Source organism: Photorhabdus sp. RM96S, assembly GCF_042879335.1.
GTDB classification, from domain to species: domain Bacteria; phylum Pseudomonadota; class Gammaproteobacteria; order Enterobacterales; family Enterobacteriaceae; genus Photorhabdus; species Photorhabdus kayaii.
On record NZ_JBHFKT010000048.1, the window covers coordinates 1 to 17,578 of the forward strand.

The following is a 17,578-nucleotide window of genomic DNA, read 5'->3' on the forward strand; positions in this document are numbered from 1 at the left end:
AATAAAGGTAGCGTGACTGCTGGCCGGGATATGCGGATATTTGGCGATACTGTGCGTAATAGCGGTAATAAAGCCTTGCTGCAAGCCAATAATAATATGTGGATACAGAAAGATGCTCAGGGGAATAAAGGTCATCTGATTGAGAATAAATCTGCGACGATAAAGACGGTAAAGGGGGATTTGGTTGTCAGGACCCAAAAACTTAATAATACACGTGATGTTTTTGTTGTTAAAAACAAGGAGTTAATACCAGATTCAACAGATAAAAACCTGATTATTAATGAAACGAAAACCTGTGATTTTGGAGACCCGGTTATTCATGAAGCTGCATTAATCACTCCACTTCCTGATAAATGGTTTGGGCGTGTTGATTTTGGTAGAGATAATACTACAGATGGGGGAATTCATATAAATCACGCCAGAACTGAAACCATCAATTCTGACAGTAAGCAACCTGGAGTGATAGCATCTGGAAAGAGCATTTATATCAACAGTGATGAGTTATTGAATTTTGTCAGTAAGATGAGTGCCGGAAAAGATATTTTCTTAACAGGAATTAATTTTATTAATGAAAGCAAAATAACCGGCGTGCTAAATAATTATATTGTATATACTGAGAAGGAAACCGAAGGTAGTGTGTCTTCCCGTGGCGACGTATATATCAGGACAGACTTTGACAGATCAGGAAACGTTAAAACATGGGAGGATGAAAGCAATATTATTGAACCCGCCAGTGTTGTTGCTGCCGGTAATCTTGTCGCTGATTTTAAAGATAATATTAATATTCGCACACCACCCCCTTATGACATCAATGAAATGTCCCAAATCACCGTTGCAGGGGGTTATGATGCGTTATCTGCTAAAAATATTGTCTTAAATTCAGGGAAAATCAACAACAATAATATTATCAAAGCTAATAACAACATCACGATTTTAGCAACTGACGCTGTTACATTAAACACCGGGGAAGTTATTTCGGGTGGTGATGTATCCATGATCGCCGCTAATAATATTGATGTATTGCAGAGTAAAATCAAGGGAAAAAACATTACTGTTATTAGCCGTAATGCTGATTTGAAATTGCAAAGCAATGAGACTGTCGGATATTTCAACCATGATGGTAATAGAATAATCAGCCGCATTGAGGCAACAGGTGATTTATTGCTAAACGCAGGTAAGAATATTATTTTTCGGGACATATTTTTAACTAAAAGTGATAATATTACTTTAACGGCAAATAATGATATCACCATTGATAATAACAATGCGGTGCTATTATCACATAAACGAATTGGCAGTATTATCTCTTTCATTAAAGAACAAGAACTTTTTAATAACATGTTATCTAAAGTGGGTAAGCTGGATGCAAAAAGTTCTATTGTGATTAATGCCGGTGGAAATTTATCGGCTAAGAGTATTCGTTTCTCCGCAGAAAAAGACATCAATTTAACTTCTGCAAAAAGTATTGATCTGGCTCCCCGTGAATTATCTCCTTCACTGAGTAAATTATTCCCTTCATCACGTTCAGGAGAATTAAGCAGCCAATTAACCGCAGGGAATAATATCAGTGTCATCAGCGGTACAGATATTAACGGAAAGGCGGTTCAGATACAGGCAAACGGTAACGTATTATTGTCCTCTGGAAGGAATATCACACTCCTGCCCCTGCTTTACTCTGCTATTGCTTACAATGACGATGACAGACCTGAGCATTATGATGAACATAAAGATGACAGAAATTATGGCACACAAATCCGTGGTACTAAAAAGCTGACAATGGCTGCCAATGGAGCCATTACCACTGTGGGTTCAAAGTTACTTTCTGATGGTGATATAACGATTACCTCTGGTGGTGATATACGTTTCGAATCGGCTCGGAATCACTTCTACAAAGATCGCGCTGATTATTTCAAAGATAACAGCATCACAGAAACCTATACTCAACAAAGTACTGAATTAACCAGTGGTGGTGTGCTAACCGTGCTTTCAAACGGCAGTATTCTTTTTCAGGCCACTAAACTGGCGGCCAAAGGGGCAATGGATATCGCGGCGAAAGGTGGCTATCTGTACGCTCAGGCGATGGAAGAATCTAACCATTATGAGAACACAGAGACAAGTCGTAATTGGTATGGCAGGAAGAAAACCGCTAAACGTACCCGTCATGATGTCACTAATAAAGTCACTGAATTTACCGCGGGTGGTGATATTAATCTGTTAAGTCGGGATGACAGCACTTACGAAGCCAGTCAAATTGCCACTAATAAAAACGCCAAATTGACCAGCACTCACGGTAAAGTCAATTTTAAAGCGGTAAAAAATACCGCTTTTGAACAGACTATTACCTATTCCAAAGGCTTTTATATTAAGCAAAGGGATAAAGGTTATACCGAAGATAAGTGGGTTCTTCCCTCTATTCATATTGGCGGAAAACTGACCGTAGAAGCGGCTAAAGGTGTCAGCGCGGATATCAAAGCGAAAAATGGTCAGTCATTACAAAATGTCCTGACTGTATTGGGGAATACACCGGAGACCGCCTGGCTGAAAGGACTCAACGAAAATAAAGATACCCAGTGGAATGTGGTGAAGGATGCTTATGACAGTTGGGATCACAAAAGCCAGCATTTAAACCCGGTGGTTTCTGCGGTGATTGCGATTGCGGCAGCGGCAGCAACCGCAGGCAGTTCTCTGGCGGCATCTGTCGCATCTTATGCGGGTAATAGCGTTGCGGGTGGGGCATTAACCGCAGGAATGTCATCACTGACGGCACAGGCGGCGGTTGCTATTGTGGATAATCAGGGTGATCTATCCAAAGCACTAAAAGTGTTGGGTAGCAGCGATACCGTTAAATCAACCATTACCTCAATGGCGCTTGGTGGCGCACTGGCGGGTTTTGATAACGTCATGGGATGGGATAAAGCCGCCAATGGCGCTCAAATTGACCCGGCAAAAGCGACATTACCTAAACTGAGCAATGGCGACTGGAGCAAAGTGGCTCAACGGATCGCCGGTCAATCCATTATCAGTTCCAGCCTTGGTACAACCATCAATGGCGGTAGTTTTAAGGACAATTTTACCACCGCATTACTTGCCAATATTGGCAGCCAGATTAACGCCGAAGGTGCCGGGTTGATTGGGGCTAACGGTCAGGTGTTAGATTTACCCGGAAAAGCCATTAGCCATGCGGCGGTTTCTGCCCTTGCTGCGGAAATTGGCGGCGGTGATGCCAAAGGGGCGGCGGCTGGAGCATTAGCCGCAGAACTGGCCGCGATAACATTGGATAAAACATTCAATGATCCAATGAAAATTCAGGCGGGTGGCAAAATCATTGGCAGCGTCGCAGGTGCCATTGCGACCAACAGCGCCAAAGGGGCTAACAGTGGGGCTAATGCCGGGGAAATTGTTATTCTCTTTAACCACCTGAACTCCATGAATGCCTACAATCTGGTCAGAGAACTCCAGGAAGCCAATAAGCAAGGAACGCCTACCGAAGCAATCTGGAACAAATACAACAAACTGAGCGCTACACAACGGGCAGAAATGTTGTCTCACTGTGCCGGGAACGGTGGGTTATGCACACTGACCTATCAGGCTGAAATGGAAGGTGGGATAAAAACAGCGGATGCCATCAGTGGTCTGAGATGGATGTTTGGCTTATCAGAAGAAGATTCCCATCGTATCAGTCAGTTTGTGACGACAGAAAACCAAAACGATTTAGGGCTGTTATATAACTCATTGCCCGCTTGGGAAAAAGGTGCACTAATAGCCAAAGAGGCGGTAGAATCTGCCGGTATTGGTGGTGCTATCGGCGGTAAAGCTTCGGTTGCCTCGATTGTTGGGAAGAATAAACAGCCTTATCAGCCGAATAACGGTACAGAGGGGAAATCTGAAGCTAGAAAAGGAACAATTGTTAGTACAAATAACGTCCACTCTTCATTAAAACTAGGGGAAACAAAAGTTGTTAATGAAGTGAACATGACTAGAGTTGGTAGATGGATGTCACATGATGAATTAGCACAAATGCAAAGCAGTGGGAAAATTGTTCAAGGAGGTGGTGGGCAAACTTTTATATCTACTAATGGAGCATCTGATTTTAAAGGTACAGCACCAAAGGGTTCAGTTTATGTTGAATTTGATGTACCAGCAAACAGTCTTTTAAAAGGTGGTAAAGATGGATGGTTTAAAATGATTGGTCCTGATGCAAGTAAATCACAACAATTTTTACTGAATAAACAAAGCGGCCAACAATTACCTGAAATTAAGAATATTACCATTGTTGATATAAAATGAGGATATTAAATGAACATACATGACTTTGATAAAAATATAAAACCTCTTTTAAGAAATTATTCTTTTGAATATTCATTTTTTGTTGATGGTGAATTTGGTAATCTTGAGCGAATTGAATTTGATGGCTGTGGAAAACTAGGGACTATTGATATATGGTCTAAGGGTTGGCTAAGTATAGACATATATGATTGTATTTTAGATAGGCAGGTAATGAATGTCATATATTCACCCGAAGAAAAACAATCTTGCAAAACTGGAGTAGAGGTGTTTTTAAGGATATTACTAAATGAAAAATAAAGTGGAAATTATATTAGGTGACATAACAAAAGTTGCTGTTGATGCTATCATTAATGCAGCTAATACATCTTTACTTGGTGGTGGTGGAGTTGATGGAGCAATACATAGAGTAGGTGGAAAAATTATTTTAGAAGAATGTCAAAAAATTAGAGCTAAACAGGGTAGCTGTAAAGTTGGTGAAGCAGTCATTACAAGCGCGGGTAATTTGCCCGCTAAATACGTGATCCATACTGTAGGTCCACGTTGGAATGGCGGTAATAATAATGAATTTTCATTATTAGAAAAATCTTATTTAAGTTGTTTGGAATTATCTAAGATCTACAATGTCAAAAGACTTTCTTTTCCCAACATTAGTACTGGAACCTATAAATTCCCTAAAGAGCTGGCGGCTAAAATTGCTTTAGATACAATTTCTTCATATTTAAATAAGGTTCCTCATATTTCCAAAATCAATATTATATGTTATGAGAAAGATAATTATGATATATATATTGATTTGATGAACAATAAGTCTTACAAAAATAAATTTTAAATTTCTTGTCGTTCCCTTTCTAAAAAGGGAACGACTACTTACCTAGAAGGAATTCATTTTAATATTAACCAGAAAAATCACTTAGCCGCATTTGATGGAATATCTAAAAAAGGGATAAGTGGTACACATAATGTTAATGCTTTCAATCAAGCGGCATCTAAAAATGGAATTAAAATTGTTAGCCAGACACCAAGCAGTGTTAAAGGCATTACGCAAATTGAGTATCAAATACCAGCAAAAGATAGAACCGGAAATGTTATTGGCCACAAAAACCAAATATTCAAGAAAACAGTATATAATCCAAACGTTTTTTCCGACCAAAAAATGTTAGACCTCGGACAGCAGGCTGTTTCTAATGGTTATAAAAATGCAGTTTCTCAAGGTTTACGAGAATATGAATCAACCGCAGGTGGTGTGAAGTTTCAAGTTTATTTAGATCAAAAAACAGGTACAGTTACTAACTTTTTCCCGGTGACACAATGAGTAATAAACGTCTTTTCAAAAAAATAGATTATGATAATGATTCTAAGTGGGTTATGAAGGAGTTTTTTAATTCTGTATATTCCCAAGGTGAATTTCTATGGGCTTTACCACTTGTTCTAAACAAGGACGGGTGTGGAGTTAATGAAACCTATTGTACTTTCCCAAACTTAGATGATCCTGATCCTGAATATCATTTCGAAGGAGTAATGTTCGGAGTATGGGAAGGTGAAATCATAGTTCCCGAATCTACTTGCTTTGAGTATGTAAAACTAGCCTGTGAGAAATATCTTCAATTACATCCAGAAGATACAGAGCAAGTAAAATCCTTACTTGCTCGACTTCCTTAATCAGAAAGATCCTAGCATTGAATGCTAGGATCTTTCTCAGTCGGTTGATTAAACACACATTCAAGCAAGCCCTGAGTGTTTTCAGGGCCGGGAATCGACATATTCATGAGTTATCTGTTCCAAAAAATTGCGAAATTTTCGATCTTTCGTATAACAGACAGAGGACGGAGAACAGAAGACAGAGAATATAAGTATATCAAGTCAGAAGAAAGATCAGAGTTATCGTAATATTTTACTTATTTTAAAGGCTAATTACCATCATATTATCTAAAAAGATTATTTATTCTGTTATTTTAATATTCTTTCCTTATTCTCATAAAGTTGCTAATTAAAATTAAAAATCCCCCTATCGTTAAAATAGAGAGATTATGCCTTAGATAGAGATAATTAAGTAAAGAGAAAAACTAATATTGGGGAGCCAAAACTAATTTTTCTTTCCGCCAGAAACGGAAAAGCGATATTTTCCTACGCTGTAGAGTAAATCGGCGAACAAGATAGTTTGCTGTCAATTCCAATGCCAAACACATCACGAAATAAATTAACGCGACAAATAAAAAGACTTCTGTCGGGTAAACCATGCTGCGGTTATTAACCTGAGTTGCCAGAAATGATAATTCCGCCACGCCAACAATATAAGCCAGAGAGGTATCTTTTATCAGCGCAATCCACTGATTAATAAAAGAAGGCACCATCATACGCAACGCTTGTGGCAACACAATGTACCAAAGTACCTGCCAACGGTTAAAACCTAATGATAGCCCTGCTTGCCACTGACCGGCTCCAATCGCAATAATCCCCGCTTTTACCCCATGAGCCAAATAAGCCGATGTGATCAACGCCAGAGCGCAAACCACCGTGGTAATTTCTGGAATTTCCATACCCAGCATCACCGGCAACAGGAAGTAAGTCCAGAAAATCAGCATAATGACTGGAATTGCACGGAAAAAGCCCAATACCGCAGCTAACAGGTTAACCCAAAATCCTTTCAGCATTGCCAAAGCAATACCGGCAACTGTACCCAATACAATAGAAATCGTCCCGGCTATCAGGCTAATAACCAATGTCAACGCCGCCCCTTCAAGAGGACCATCAGGAAACGTACCTAACAGTAGATAGCGCCAGTTTTCTGCAATGACTGAAAAATCCATTCTAATGTCCTCTCGTTATAGCTTGTTGTTGACGCCATTGTCCCCAACCTTCCATGACGGCAATGGTGGCGATATACAACACCGTTGCAACACCGAATGCTTCAAACGTTTTTAATGTTTCGGTTTCTACTTGACGGGAAGCATATGACAACTCAGCCACGCCAATTGCCATTGTCAGTGACGAGTTTTTCACAATATTCATATATTGCCCTAGCAATGGCGGCGTTGCGATTTTCAACGCTTGTGGCAATACCACATAACGCATTGCTTGCCAGCCAGTGAGTCCCAGTGCATGAGCTGCATATTTTTGCCCGCGCCCTATACCCTGAATACCGGCGCGTAGCTCTTCCGCCACGAATGGCGCTGAATAGAGAGTCAAACCAATAAATCCAGCCAAAAATTCGAATGAAGGCCAAGCCAATGATAGACCTAACAGATTGATTTCATGGGGTGTATTCAGCCAAAACATCACCTCTTGCGGCAGTATCTGCCCTGAGGCGAAATACCAGAAAAACAGTTGCACCAGCAAAGGCGTATTGCGAAATAGCGTGGTGTAAGCGGTTACCAGCCAACGGAGAATTTTCAATTGGCTGTCACGAGCAGCAGCCAGTACAAACCCTAGCAAGGTGGAAGCGATAACGGTACAAGCGGATATCCACAATGTAATCAGGAAACCTTGCCAAAGCCATCCCAAATATTGGGGAGCAAGTAACTGTTCTGTAACAAATAATTCAAACATATCTTACTATTACCAGGTATTACCAATGACAAAGCCCCGCAACAAAAGGCGAGGCTAAAATTATCAATAACTTACTACTCATTAAGACTGAGTTTGCTGCTCCAAAGGCGCAAACTTAAAGTCACCTCTCGGTTGAGCCGATTTGGTTTCCGGGCCAAACCAACGGTTATAAATTTCCGCTGCTTCACCCTCTTTTTCCAATTTCAGCAAAGTTTGGTTCACCGCCTCAACCAAGCGCTCTTGTCCTTTCGCCGCAGCGACTGCCTGATATTCACGGGTGATGCTAAAAGGAGAGATCTCAAATTCAGCTTTTTGGGCTTCCGGTACATTAGCCAACAGACCGACTAACTTAGCATCATCCTGCGTGATGGCCTGCACATTGCCGTTACGTAGCGCAGCAAAGGCCAGAGGTGTGTCGTCATAAGAGATCACTTTAGCTGTCGGGTAATGCTCGCGCAGCGTAATTTCCTGTACTGTGCCTTTATCAGCACCAATACGTAAGTTTTTAATGTCTTCGGGCGATTTTAAAACTCCTTTACGAGCAATAAATTTTTGCCCAGTGGCAAAGTAAGGGATTGAAAAATCAACTTGTTTAGCACGCTCATGAGTGACGGTAAAGTTGGCAGCAATCAAGTCAACTTTCTTTGATGCCAACAGAGGTAAACGGTTTGCCGGGTTAGTCGGACGCAGTTCCAATTTAACACCCAAATCATTGGCAATCGCGTTTGCGATATCTACATCATAACCTGCCAGTTTTTTGGTTTGCGGGTCAATAAAACCAAACGGAGGATTACTGTCGAAAACAGCGATCCGCACGGCACCGGTTTTTTTAATATCATCCAGCTTATCCGCCTTTGCAGCACCAGTAACCAATGTTAACCCAGCCAATAACGCCGTAATAAGAACGCGAGATTTCATTAAACTCTCCTGACAATAATTAATTCTTTATTATTCCAAGCTATCAATTTCACTATAGTGCATGAAATAATATAAATAACTATATTTATAACTATCAGCAATTATAAGGCAAAAAAAATGCCGGTAAAAATACCAGCATTCAGATTATTGACCAAGTGGTTAGCAAGCTATTCGTTATCTTTCGTCAACAGTTTTTCCAATTCATCACCACCTACATGCCGGAAATCCTGCCCTTTAACATAGTAGAAAATGAATTCACAGATGTTTTGACAACGATCACCTATTCGCTCAATAGAGCGTGCACAAAGCAGGACGGTCAGTACACTTGGGATGGTTCGAGGATCTTCCATCATATAAGTCATAAGCTGGCGGACAATACCTTCATACTCTTTATCCACCTTTTTATCTTCGTGATAGATACGAATCGCTTCTTCCAGATCCATGCGGGCAAAGGCATCTAACACATCATGCAGCATCTGGATGGTATGACGGCCAAGGGATTCCAAGCTAACCAACAATGGTTGATGCTGATGTGAGAATTTCTCAAGTGCCGTCTGGCAAATTTTATTTGCCACATCACCAATTCTTTCTAGTTCAGCGATTGTTTTCGAAATTGACATAATCAGCCGCAGATCACTGGCCGTTGGCTGACGCTTAGCTATGATGCGAACACACGCTTCATCAATAGCCACTTCCATCATATTGACCTTATGATCATCCTCAATCACTTCACGCGCCAATGCGGCATCCTGATTATGCATCGCGGTAATGGCTTTGGAGAGTTGCTCCTCCACCAGCCCACCCATTGCCATCAGTTCGGTACGGATATGTGCCAGTTCAGCGTTAAACTGACCAGAAATATGCTTATTGAGATTCAGATTGTCCATGTTACGCCCCGTAATTAACCATAACGACCAGTAATATAATCTTCAGTTTGTTTCATTTTTGGTGTGGTAAACAATGTGTCTGTATCACTGAATTCAATTAATTCACCAAGGTACATAAACGCCGTGTGGTCTGAACAACGCGCGGCCTGTTGCATATTATGCGTCACAATCACCACGGTATATTCAGATTTCAATTCGCTGATCAACTCTTCAATTCGACCGGTAGAAATCGGGTCGAGGGCTGAACAAGGTTCATCCAACAGCAAAACTTCTGGCCGGATCGCAATGCCACGCGCAATACACAAACGTTGCTGTTGCCCGCCAGATAGACTGTATCCGCTCTGATACAACTTATCCCGGGTTTCATTCCATAAAGCGGCTTTTGTCAAAGCCCACTGAACACGTTCATCCATTTCTGCTCTGGAGAGTTTTTCAAACAGACGGACACCAAACGCGATATTGTCGTAAATGGACATCGGAAATGGCGTTGGTTTTTGGAATACCATGCCAACTTTTGCCCGTAGCAGCGCCACATCCTGTTTATCAGTCAGGATATTATTGCCATCCAACAAAATTTTACCTTCTGTCCGCTGCTCACCATACAGTTCATACATTTTGTTGAAAGTTCGTAGTAATGTAGACTTACCGCAACCCGACGGACCGATAAAAGCGGTAACTTTGTTCTTTGCAATATTCAACGTTATGTTTTTCAGCGCATGAAATTTGCCATAGTAAAAGTTCAGATTGTGGACCTGAATTTTGCTGCTAGCGATATCATTAACTATGCTCATTTACTTCTCTCTGTTGAAAATATCAGTTAGTGCTTTTTCTTGACAAATAGCACACGCGCCACAATGTTAATCAGCAATACACACAGGGTTATCAATAATACGCCTGCCCACGCCAGTTGCTGCCATTCGGAGAATGGACTCATGGCAAATTTAAAAATGGTAACCGGTAAGTTAGCAATTGGCTGGCTCAGATCGGTACTCCAGAACTGATTGGAAAGCGAAGTGAACAGTAATGGCGCCGTCTCTCCAGCAATTCGGGCAATGGCCAGCAGCACACCAGTGATAATGCCGGATACGGATGCTTTCAGCGTAATGGCTGAAATCATCTTCCACTTCGGTGTGCCTAAGGCATAGGCGGCTTCGCGCAGGCTATCAGGAACCAGTTTTAACATGTTTTCCGTAGTTCTGATCACAATCGGCACCTGTAGCAACGCCAAAGCAATCACCCCCGCCCAACCGGAAAAGTGCTGCATTTTCGTCACAATGACAGTGTAAACAAATAAACCGACAACAATAGAAGGGGCTGACAGCAAAATATCATTTACAAAGCGGATCACCTCTGCCAGCCATGAACGGCGGCCATATTCCGCCAAATAGATACCTGCCATGATCCCCAGAGGCGTACCGATAACCGTCGCCCACAGAATCAGTAATCCACTGCCAACAATGGCATTTGCCAAACCACCACCTTCCGTATTCGGTGGTGGCGTCATTTCGGTGAACAACGCCAATGACATGCCATCGAAACCTTTGGTGACGGTGGAGAACAGAATCCATACCAGCCAAAACAAACCAAACAGCATGGTCGCCATTGATAACAGCAGAGCGAAGCGATTTTTTTGACGGCGCCATGCCTGTTTACGGCTACGGCTACGTACATTGGCGTCAATAGGCTTTTGTCTGCCTACGGTTGTCATATCAGCGCCCCTCATTCTTCGCCAGACGCATAATCATCAATTTCGATAGCGCCAGCACAATAAAGGTGATCACAAATAGAATCAGACCAAGTTCCATCAATGATGCGGTATGCAAACCAGACTCTGCTTCCGCGAATTCATTCGCCAGCGCGGAAGTGATGCTGTTGCCGGGCATAAACAGTGAAAAACTGTCGAGTTGGTAGGTGTTACCGATGATAAAAGTCACCGCCATCGTTTCTCCCAACGCACGACCAAGCCCCAACATGACACCACCAATCACGCCATTTCGGGTGTAAGGCAACACGATGTGCCAGATAACTTCCCAAGTAGTACAGCCGATACCATAAGCGGATTCTTTCATCATCACCGGCGTCTGTTCAAAGACGTCACGCATAACCGAAGCAATATAAGGGATAATCATGATAGCGAGAATGACACCCGCCGCCAGAATACCAATGCCAAAGGCAGGGCCGGAGAACAATTCGCCCACAATTGGCATGCTGGCGAGGAGATTGCCGACGGGCTGCTGGAAATAGGTGGCAAACAACGGCGCAAAAACAAACAACCCCCACATGCCATACACAATACTTGGGATGGCAGCCAGTAACTCAATGGCAATACCGAGCGGACGTTTCAGCCAGTTAGGCGCCAATTCCGTTAGGAATAGGGCAATCCCAAAACTGACAGGCACTGCGATAATCAACGCAATCAGCGAAGTAACCAATGTACCGTAAATCGGTATCAAGGCGCCAAATCGCTCTGCCGGAACATCCCACGTTTTCTGCCAGAGGAAAGAGATGCCAAACTGTTGAATACTAGGCCAGGAGGCAATAATCAGCGAGATAATGATGCCTCCTAGCAAAAATAAAGTTATCAGCGCAGCTAGCCTAACCAGTGCGCTGAAAATAATATCGCCATTTTTACTGGGTGCTTTCATTGCCGTTTTTTGTTCGGCCATAGAGCTTATTCTCATTTCGGGGTTAACTCCCCCTTAAACGGGGGAGAAATTAAAACGACAAATTTAATCGATATTTAAAGCAATCGATATTTAAAATAATCGATATTTAAAACAATCACTATCAACACGACTTAATACAGGACGTTACCATTGCTATCTTTTATCTGGGTTTTCCAAGCCGCACGAACTTGCTCAATCACCTCTTTGGGCAAGGTTGCATAATCTAGCTCATTTGCCTGTTTACTGCCTTTCTCATAAGCCCAGTCAAAGAATTTCAATATTTCTGCCCCCTTCACTGCATTTTTCTGCTGTTTATGAACCAGAACAAATGTGGTGGAAGTCATCGGCCACGCATTTTCACCTTGCTGGTTTGTCAAATCCTGAGCAAACGTTTTATGCCATTCTGCTTTCTTCGCTGCGGCACTGAAACTTTTTCCTGTCGGGCTAACAATATTGCCGTCAGCAGATACCAATTTGGTATAAGCCAGATGATTCTGTTTAGCGTAAGCATATTCAACATAACCAATGGACCCCGTCAGACGCTGAACAAATGCGGCAACCCCATCATTACCTTTACCGCCTAAACCAATAGGCCAGCTTACGGTGGAACCCATGCCAACTTTTTCTTGCCACGCTTTATTCACTTTAGAGAGGTAGCTAGTAAATACAAAGGAGGTACCGGAACCGTCAGCACGACGTATCACAGCAATATCTTGCTCCGGCAGTTTGACTCCCGGATTTAATTGAGTAATTGCTGGATCATTCCACTTTTTCACTTTACCTAAATAAATATCGCCTAAAGTTTTACCATCTAATGTTAATTCACCGGATTTAATCCCCGGGATATTAATCGCCAGTACCACCCCACCGATGACGGTTGGAAACTGAAACAAGCCATCAGCAACTAACCTTTCATCGGATAAAGGGGCATCGGAAGCCCCGAAATCAACGGTATTTGCCAGAATTTGTTTTACGCCACCGGAAGAACCGATGCCTTGATAATTGACTTTATTACCTGTCTCTTTTTGATAAGAATCCGCCCACTTGGCATACACCGGTGCGGGAAATGTCGCACCTGCCCCGGTTAAGCTAGTGGCAGCAAATACAGACAGGGTTGTCAAAGAAAACGTCGCTGCCATTATGCCGACTATGATGGTACGCATCAGTTTCATAATCCCTCCTAATGGGATATTGAGAATCAACAAGGAAATATATTCGTCAAATCAAAATAAGGTGCAGGAGGAAAAATAGGTCAATTTAATTACAGCAAAATGTCTTAATTATGACATTTTTATGACAGCGTAATGGAAACTTAACCTGAGACTGACATAAAACTGTCATCTCCACACACCATTAAAATCAAATATTAGGAGATGATTATCAAACCGTTAAAAATTATCTTCCACGACAGGAATACAAGCACGGATAGATAATCCCCCTTTAGGGCTGGTACCCATTTCAATTTTCCCGTCATGAGCATCAATAATTCGCTGAACAATCGCCAGACCTAACCCTGTTCCACTACTACTGCGTGCTCTTTCACCGCGAACGAATGGCTGAAATAACCGTGGCAAATCTTCCTGTTTGATGCCAGCGCCATTATCTTCTACCTGAAACCAAGCAAATTTATTTGTCTGACCACTACTCACTTTAATCCAGCCGTTACCATAACGATTGGCATTAACCAACATATTAGCCAATGCCCGTTTAATAGAAATCGGATTGGCGTTAACAGTTATTGGGTTAAGAGACAGATGGTTTTCAATATCCTGCTCATAGCCATTTTCTGCGGAAATCACCTCTTTGAGAATAGAATTCAGCTCGCAGAATTCCATTGGCATTTCCTGCCCAGTACGGAGATAGTCAATGAATTGCTCAATAATGGCGTTACACTCTTCAATATCTTTATTGATAGATTCAGACAGATAAGCATCTTCCTTGCTCATCATTTCTGTTGCTAGTCGGATACGTGTCAGCGGCGTACGCAAATCATGGCTTACTCCGGCAATTAATATCGTGCGGTCACTTTCCAATAACTTTATCCCGGAGGACATTTGGTTAAATGCGCGAATAGCTGCACGAACTTCCAGAGAACCCGCTTCCCGCACCGCTGGCATCATAATACCTTTACCTGTTTGCTTGGCGGCATACTCCATTTCCAGTAAAGGTCGGTTCTGAAAACGGATATAAAGCCAGACACAACCAAATACCAGTAATAGAATTGCCAGTGCATAGCGGAAAATAGGAGAGAATTGATTTTGTTCGATCTCAGTCAAAGGAACCCTGACCCAAATATCGGGGGCCAGATAAGAATTAAGCCAAAGTATAGGGCTATCTGTGTTTATCTCCAGACGAAGATCAGCCTTACCACCAAGGTACTCGCCCATCTTCTCACTCAGGAAATCATAACGTCTGGCCCAACGTAAACCTTGTATCTCCGCGTCAGATTCAGAATAGAGCGTAATACCCAACTCCTGATAAATCTCCCGGCGAACTACTGGCGATATCACCAGAAAAGAGCCATCCTCTAGCTTCAACTTTTCAGCCATTAGGGTACGAACTTCATACGCTAATACCTTATTGAACTGCTGCAAACTTGGCATGATAACGAAATTCACAACAACCAAGTAGCTGGTTACCAAACTGATAAACAGCATAGCCATAATCAAGAATAAAGTATGGGTAAACGTGCTGCGAGGGGAGAATCGCAATAATTTCATACACGAATTCCGTCTGGCACAAAGACATAACCCAGACCCCAGATAGTCTGGATATAACGAGGATGTGTAGGATCTTCTTCAATCACACGACGCAGACGTGAAACCAAGACATCAATCGATCGCTTCATTGTGCTATATTCCCGGCCACGCGCTAAGCTCATCAGTTTATTACGGGACAATGGCACGCCAGGATAAGAAACCAGTACTTTCAATACAGCAAATTCTCCACTGGTTAATTGAATATGTTCATCTCCCTGAAACATTTCCCGCGTACTCAAATTGAGGCTAAACTTACCAAAATTAATAATCGCATCATCCTCAGCCGGTAGGCCCAATAACTTATTCGCCTGACGACGTAATACCGCCCGGATACGCGCTAATAGCTCACGGGGATTAAATGGCTTCGGAATATAATCATCAGCGCCAATTTCTAGCCCAACAATACGATCTACCTCTTCTCCTCTCGCCGTCACCATAATAATCGGTACCGGATTACTTTGGTTTCTCAGCCTTTGGCAGACAGAAAGCCCATCCTCTCCTGGTAACATTAAATCCAATACGATTAAGCTAACAGATTCCCGTGTCAGTAAGCGGTCCATCTGCTCCGCATTAGCAGCACTACGTACCTGAAAACCTTGTTCTGTCAGATAACGCTCTAATAACGTTCGTAAACGCATATCATCATCCACCACAAGGATCTTGTTATCTACTTGCATTATCAAACTCCAAAAAACACTACATGCTTTGATAAATTTATCATTTTGAAAGAGATTAACCCAAAGATAGAAATCAGATATCTGTATTTTGAGACTATTCCTAATAGGACTTATTTCCACAGTTATTAATTCGAATGATTAATTTAGTGGTTTATTACTGACAATGAGAACGCAGTAATTCACTGTCAACTATCGAATTTCTACCGTTATTTTGCTATCCACCAACCCACCAATTAGCGCCCTGGTTACCGGCAAATCGATAGAAATCTATTTATTAGCTGGATTAAATTCATCAGGCAGACTAAACGAAAAATGCCCTTTGCCGCATATTATCTGCTTACCTCCGCCACGGTTTTTCCTTACTAACGAGGATCTGGATCGATAATGTTCAGTTCACCAACGTTTGAACAAGAAACCACTCGACGGTCGACTTTTCGTCACCTTTTCTTACTATTCGTCACCTTTTCTTACTATAGTAAACAATTTCGCTTGTTTTTTCTTCACTTAAACCTTAACAGCCTGTTTCATCACCAGCAAGATTCACAGCATACATACTATTCAGTACACAGAACCATAAATTATATGATGAACGTTATAAATATTAGAGCCAAATATCATAATGAGCAGACAGGTAAAGCAATCTTGTTACCGAAAATGCTAACTCGAAACCGTCTGTTAACCCTTTATCTCTCGTTTTAACATCCATGTTCACCGCAGTGGGAGCGTATCGTATTCTCTTGCCACGCAGCCGATTCAATCCATCAACAGTGATAAAGATAAATTTATTCAACCAACGACGGCCTGAATGTCACTAATACGTTAATCTTGCAAAACAGCCGGGATTTATTGACTAATGACTAAAAACCGAGTCTCAATTTGACATCTACCAAAATGGGCTGTTTTATATACTTATGAGGTTAACTACGGTATCTATATATATCAACGTAAAATGAAAACTAAACTGATAACCCGCGAAGGCTACAACAAATTAAAGGAAGAACTGGATTATCTCTGGCGTGAAGAGCGTCCAGAGGTGACTAAAAAAGTGACTTGGGCAGCAAGCCTCGGTGATCGGAGTGAAAACGCAGATTATCAATATAACAAGAAGAGGCTACGGGAGATTGATCGCAGAGTCCGATATCTAACCAAAAGCTTAGAAGAATTGCGGTGTGTTGATTATTCCCCTCAACAAGATGGACGAGTGTTCTTCGGTGCATGGGTAGAGATCGAAAATGATCAAGGTGAGATTAAACGCTTCCGTATTGTCGGGTACGACGAAATTTTTGGTCGCAAAGACTACATATCCATCGATTCTCCAATGGCCCGGGCTTTATTGAAAAAAGAAGTTGGAGATAGTGCAATCGTTCATACACCAACAGGAAAAGTGTTGTGGTACGTGAATGAAATCGAATATACGAATTAGCCTATTAAAAAATTTAAAATGGGTAGATTCACATAATTAAGTGCAACATTGTTAATCTGGAAGTAAACATGTTCGTATTCCATTAAATAAATTTTTTAAGTAATCCCTCCATTTTTAACGAAAATCAAAAGTAGATTTGTAATTCATTAGTTACCTGCTTCTGGGACAATACGATGAAACTCAAGTTCTTCCTATTCTAACTGTCCTTTTAATTTAATTCGTATATTCAGAAACAGCTCATAGCAAATCCGATAACACACTTATGGTTCCAGCGACAACTTTTCACATTTGAGTTCAATCGCGGTTGCTATGGCGTAACTCGTCAAAATAAGATTAGACGTAAACTGGAAATTATTGCTCTCAGAACGTATAAAGGGGGTTTTATGAATATTTGAAGCTTATCCACCAGAAGAAA

Annotated in this window: 16 protein-coding genes; 6 read left to right on the top strand and 10 right to left on the bottom strand. The window is 41.7% G+C overall.

The features are described 5' to 3' along the window. From ACGF49_RS21205 to cdiI, 5 genes are all read left to right on the top strand, one after another. Positions 1 to 4,287 (top strand): DUF637 domain-containing protein (locus ACGF49_RS21205; protein ID WP_387492667.1); only part of this gene is annotated, 4,287 nt, incomplete at its 5' end. A gap of 9 nt (positions 4,288 to 4,296) precedes the next feature. Then, positions 4,297 to 4,584: a hypothetical protein gene (locus ACGF49_RS21210; RefSeq protein ID WP_228901643.1), complete on the top strand. Its 288-nt coding sequence runs from the start codon at positions 4,297 to 4,299 to the stop codon at positions 4,582 to 4,584. Further along, positions 4,574 to 5,116, top strand: a complete 543-nt coding sequence (locus ACGF49_RS21215) for a macro domain-containing protein (RefSeq protein ID WP_165577266.1) — start codon at positions 4,574 to 4,576, stop codon at positions 5,114 to 5,116. Before ACGF49_RS21210 ends, ACGF49_RS21215 begins: the two co-directional genes overlap by 11 nt. A 63-nt stretch (positions 5,117 to 5,179) precedes the next feature. Continuing rightward, the gene (locus ACGF49_RS21220; RefSeq protein ID WP_324251597.1) at positions 5,180 to 5,599 is read left to right on the top strand and encodes a CdiA family toxin C-terminal domain-containing protein; all 420 of its coding nucleotides are present in this window, start codon (positions 5,180 to 5,182) and stop codon (positions 5,597 to 5,599) included. Further along, positions 5,596 to 5,946 carry a ribonuclease toxin immunity protein CdiI gene (cdiI, locus tag ACGF49_RS21225; protein WP_228901645.1) on the top strand — a complete coding sequence of 117 codons (351 nt, stop codon included), beginning with the start codon at positions 5,596 to 5,598 and terminating at the stop codon, positions 5,944 to 5,946. The genes ACGF49_RS21220 and cdiI overlap by 4 nt, the downstream gene beginning before the upstream one ends. A gap of 404 nt (positions 5,947 to 6,350) precedes the next feature. Here cdiI and ACGF49_RS21230 read toward each other — a convergent pair whose 3' ends face one another. The 10 genes from ACGF49_RS21230 to ompR all read right to left on the bottom strand — a co-directional run bounded on the left by ACGF49_RS21230 (position 6,351) and on the right by ompR (position 15,740). Continuing rightward, on the bottom strand, positions 6,351 to 7,094 hold the full coding sequence (locus ACGF49_RS21230; RefSeq protein ID WP_228901647.1) for an amino acid ABC transporter permease: 744 nt from the start codon (positions 7,092 to 7,094) through the stop codon (positions 6,351 to 6,353). A gap of 1 nt (position 7,095) precedes the next feature. After that, positions 7,096 to 7,833 carry an amino acid ABC transporter permease gene (locus ACGF49_RS21235; protein WP_011144620.1) on the bottom strand — a complete coding sequence of 246 codons (738 nt, stop codon included), beginning with the start codon at positions 7,831 to 7,833 and terminating at the stop codon, positions 7,096 to 7,098. A gap of 81 nt (positions 7,834 to 7,914) precedes the next feature. Continuing rightward, complete coding sequence (locus ACGF49_RS21240; RefSeq protein ID WP_228901649.1) at positions 7,915 to 8,751, bottom strand: ABC transporter substrate-binding protein; 837 nt, start codon at positions 8,749 to 8,751, stop codon at positions 7,915 to 7,917. 167 nt (positions 8,752 to 8,918) lie between these two features. Then, entirely contained in the window at positions 8,919 to 9,638 is a 720-nt protein-coding gene (gene phoU, locus ACGF49_RS21245) for a phosphate signaling complex protein PhoU (protein WP_113041210.1), read from the bottom strand. A gap of 14 nt (positions 9,639 to 9,652) precedes the next feature. Further along, positions 9,653 to 10,429: a phosphate ABC transporter ATP-binding protein PstB gene (gene pstB, locus ACGF49_RS21250; protein WP_113041211.1), complete on the bottom strand. Its 777-nt coding sequence runs from the start codon at positions 10,427 to 10,429 to the stop codon at positions 9,653 to 9,655. Between the two features lie 26 nt (positions 10,430 to 10,455). Continuing rightward, complete coding sequence (gene pstA, locus ACGF49_RS21255; protein ID WP_113041212.1) at positions 10,456 to 11,346, bottom strand: phosphate ABC transporter permease PstA; 891 nt, start codon at positions 11,344 to 11,346, stop codon at positions 10,456 to 10,458. A 1-nt stretch (position 11,347) separates the two neighbouring features. Continuing rightward, entirely contained in the window at positions 11,348 to 12,304 is a 957-nt protein-coding gene (pstC, locus tag ACGF49_RS21260) for a phosphate ABC transporter permease PstC (protein ID WP_112879602.1), read from the bottom strand. A 131-nt stretch (positions 12,305 to 12,435) separates the two neighbouring features. Continuing rightward, positions 12,436 to 13,476 carry a phosphate ABC transporter substrate-binding protein PstS gene (gene pstS / locus ACGF49_RS21265; RefSeq protein ID WP_262978266.1) on the bottom strand — a complete coding sequence of 347 codons (1,041 nt, stop codon included), beginning with the start codon at positions 13,474 to 13,476 and terminating at the stop codon, positions 12,436 to 12,438. Positions 13,477 to 13,692: 216 nt separating this feature from the next. Beyond that, entirely contained in the window at positions 13,693 to 15,024 is a 1,332-nt protein-coding gene (gene envZ, locus ACGF49_RS21270) for a two-component system sensor histidine kinase EnvZ (protein WP_113041214.1), read from the bottom strand. Next, positions 15,021 to 15,740: a two-component system response regulator OmpR gene (ompR, locus tag ACGF49_RS21275; RefSeq protein WP_113041215.1), complete on the bottom strand. Its 720-nt coding sequence runs from the start codon at positions 15,738 to 15,740 to the stop codon at positions 15,021 to 15,023. The genes envZ and ompR overlap by 4 nt, the downstream gene beginning before the upstream one ends. 949 nt (positions 15,741 to 16,689) lie before the next feature. Here ompR and greB point away from each other — a divergent pair. After that, positions 16,690 to 17,163, top strand: a complete 474-nt coding sequence (gene greB, locus ACGF49_RS21280; RefSeq protein WP_228901655.1) for a transcription elongation factor GreB — start codon at positions 16,690 to 16,692, stop codon at positions 17,161 to 17,163. The last annotated feature ends 415 nt before the right edge of the window (positions 17,164 to 17,578 follow it).